The following is a 2,203-nucleotide window of genomic DNA, read 5'->3' on the forward strand; positions in this document are numbered from 1 at the left end:
GACGGTACTGACGCAGAACTCCATCAGCGTGCCCATCAAGGGAGGCAAGGCCCATCTGGGAACGTGGCAGGGGCTCTACGTCTGGGAGCACCGCACGTCCCCGCATCAGCGCCGGGTCACCATCTCCGTGCTGACTTGAGCGCCCTACTCCGCCGACCCCTGGACCTCGAGCAGCTTGTAGAGCGTCTTGCGATCCACATCGAGCAGGCGCGCGGCCTCGCTCTTGTTGCCGCCGACATGCTGGAGCACGTGGGCCGCGTAGCGCCGTGACAGCTCCGCGAGGCTCGGCAGGTCCCCGGCCAGCCCGCTCAGCCGCTTCGGCGCGTCGCCAATCGGCTCGGGGAAGTCCTGGGGCCCCAGCACCCCCGTCACGTTCAGCGCGAGCGCCCGTGCCACCACGTTCTCCAACTGCCGCACGTTGCCGGGCCAGTCATACGCCGTGAGCCGCGTCATGGCCTCGGCCGTCACCACGGGCGCCACGCCCCCGCGGGCGTGCAGCGCGGCGAAGTGCTCCGCCAGGGCTGGGATGTCCTCCCGCCGCTCGCGCAGGGGCGGCAGGTGCAGGTGCACCACATCCAGCCGGTAGAGCAGGTCCTCGCGGAACAGGCCCTCGGCCACGCGCGCCTTCAGGTCCTTGTTTGTCGCGGCCACCACGCGCACGTCCACCTTCACGGTCGTGCTCTCGCCCACGCGGCGGATCTCCCCCTCCTGCAACGCGCGCAGGAGCTGGGCCTGCACCTTGGGCCCCACGTCGCCAATCTCGTCGAGGAACAGCGTGCCCCCGTGGGCCTCCTCGAACACACCGCGCCGCGCGCCCGTGGCCCCGGTGAAGGAGCCCCGGGCATGGCCGAACAGCTCGCTCTCCATGAGGGACTCGGCGATGGCACCGCAGTCCACGGGGATGAACGACCCGCTGGCGCGTGGCGAGCGCCGGTGCAGCACGCGGGCCACCATCTCCTTGCCCGTGCCCGTCTCACCCGTAATCAGCACCGGCACCGTGGTCGCCGCCGCACGCGCCACCTGCTTGTACACCTCCAGCAGCGCCGGGCTGCGCCCCACCATGGCGCCGCGCTCCACCTGCTTGCGCAGCGAGCGGTTCTCCTCCACCAGCCGCTTCTGCTCCAACGCCCGCTTCGCCACACGCACGATGGCGTCCCCGTCGAAGGGCTTGGCGAGGTAGTCGAAGGCCCCCTGCTGGATGCTATCCAGCGCGCCCTCGATGTTGCTGAAGGCCGTCACCACGATGACGGGCGTGTCCGGAAGCCGCGTGCGCACCTCTTGCAGCACCATGAGCCCATCCGCCGGGTTGGGCATGGCCATGTCGGTGAGCACGAGGTCGAATGGCCCCTCCTCGGCGAGGCGCGCGGAGGCCTCCTCCGGATCCGCGGCCTGGTGCACCTCCCCGAGCATGCCGAGCAGGCGCTCGAGCAGCTCCCGCGCGTGGGGATCATCATCGACGACGAGAATGCGAGCACGGCTCATGTACCGACTCCGCGAACAGGGGGCGCGGCCTCGGCCGCCAGGGGAAAGCGGACTGTCACGTGGGTGCCCGAGCCCTGCTCCGAGCGCACCCACGGCGTGCCCCCCGCATGCACGCCAGCATCCCCAAGACGGGGGGTGTCGTCAAAGACCTCTGACGGATTCCTGGGGAGTGCGCCCACAGGCAGGGCAGGCGCACTGGGGATAATCTCCGCAACCCGGCCGGGGCTCTCCTTCGGGGAAGCCATGGCACGGCCGGTGCTGAGTGTCCGGAATGTAACGCCGCAATGCCGCGACGTTTCGTTGCTGCTCGGAGAATCTCCATGAAGAACCTCATCGCCGCCGTCGTCCTGTCCGCCTCCATGTCCGCGTTCGCCGCCAAGCCGGAGGCCAGGCCGGAGGTTGCCGCCAAGCCGGAGGCCAAGCCCGAGGTTGCCGCCACCGCCAAGCCGGAGGCCAGGCCCGAGGTCGCCGCCAAGCCGGAGGCCAAGCCGGAGATGATGAAGACCGAGGCCAAGCCCTCCAAGACGGCCAAGGCCGCCAAGAAGGTCGTCAAGAAGGCCGAGAAGAAGACCGAGACCGCCGCGGACACCAAGTAGTCCTTCCGCTTCAGCTCGCAGCTTCAGTGAGGGCGCTTCCCGCGAGGGAGGCGCCCTCGCCGTTTTCGCGGGCTCAGTGGGCCCCGGTGGCCTGCATGCCCGGCCCTGGCAGCTCGCCCGTCACC

The 2,203-nt window shown here is 70.2% G+C and carries 3 protein-coding genes; 2 read left to right on the plus strand and 1 reads right to left on the minus strand.

Features of this window, described 5'->3' with window-relative positions:
* Nucleotides 1-139 (plus strand): YjbQ family protein (locus VF794_RS17075; RefSeq protein ID WP_331111694.1); only part of this gene is annotated, 139 nt, incomplete at its 5' end.
* Nucleotides 140-144: 5 nt separating this feature from the next.
* Here the strand turns inward: VF794_RS17075 and VF794_RS17080 are convergent.
* Nucleotides 145-1,482: a sigma-54 dependent transcriptional regulator gene (locus tag VF794_RS17080; protein WP_331111690.1), complete on the minus strand. Its 1,338-nt coding sequence runs from the start codon at nt 1,480-1,482 to the stop codon at nt 145-147.
* Between the two features lie 320 nt (nt 1,483-1,802).
* On the opposite strand from VF794_RS17080, the gene VF794_RS17085 reads away from it, so the two are divergent.
* A complete protein-coding gene (locus tag VF794_RS17085; protein WP_331111692.1) occupies nt 1,803-2,078 on the plus strand; it encodes a hypothetical protein in 276 nt (91 codons plus the stop codon).
* Nucleotides 2,079-2,203 lie beyond the last annotated feature (125 nt).

The organism is Archangium sp. (genome assembly GCF_036389735.1).
In the GTDB taxonomy this organism is placed as follows: Bacteria; Myxococcota; Myxococcia; order Myxococcales; family Myxococcaceae; genus Archangium.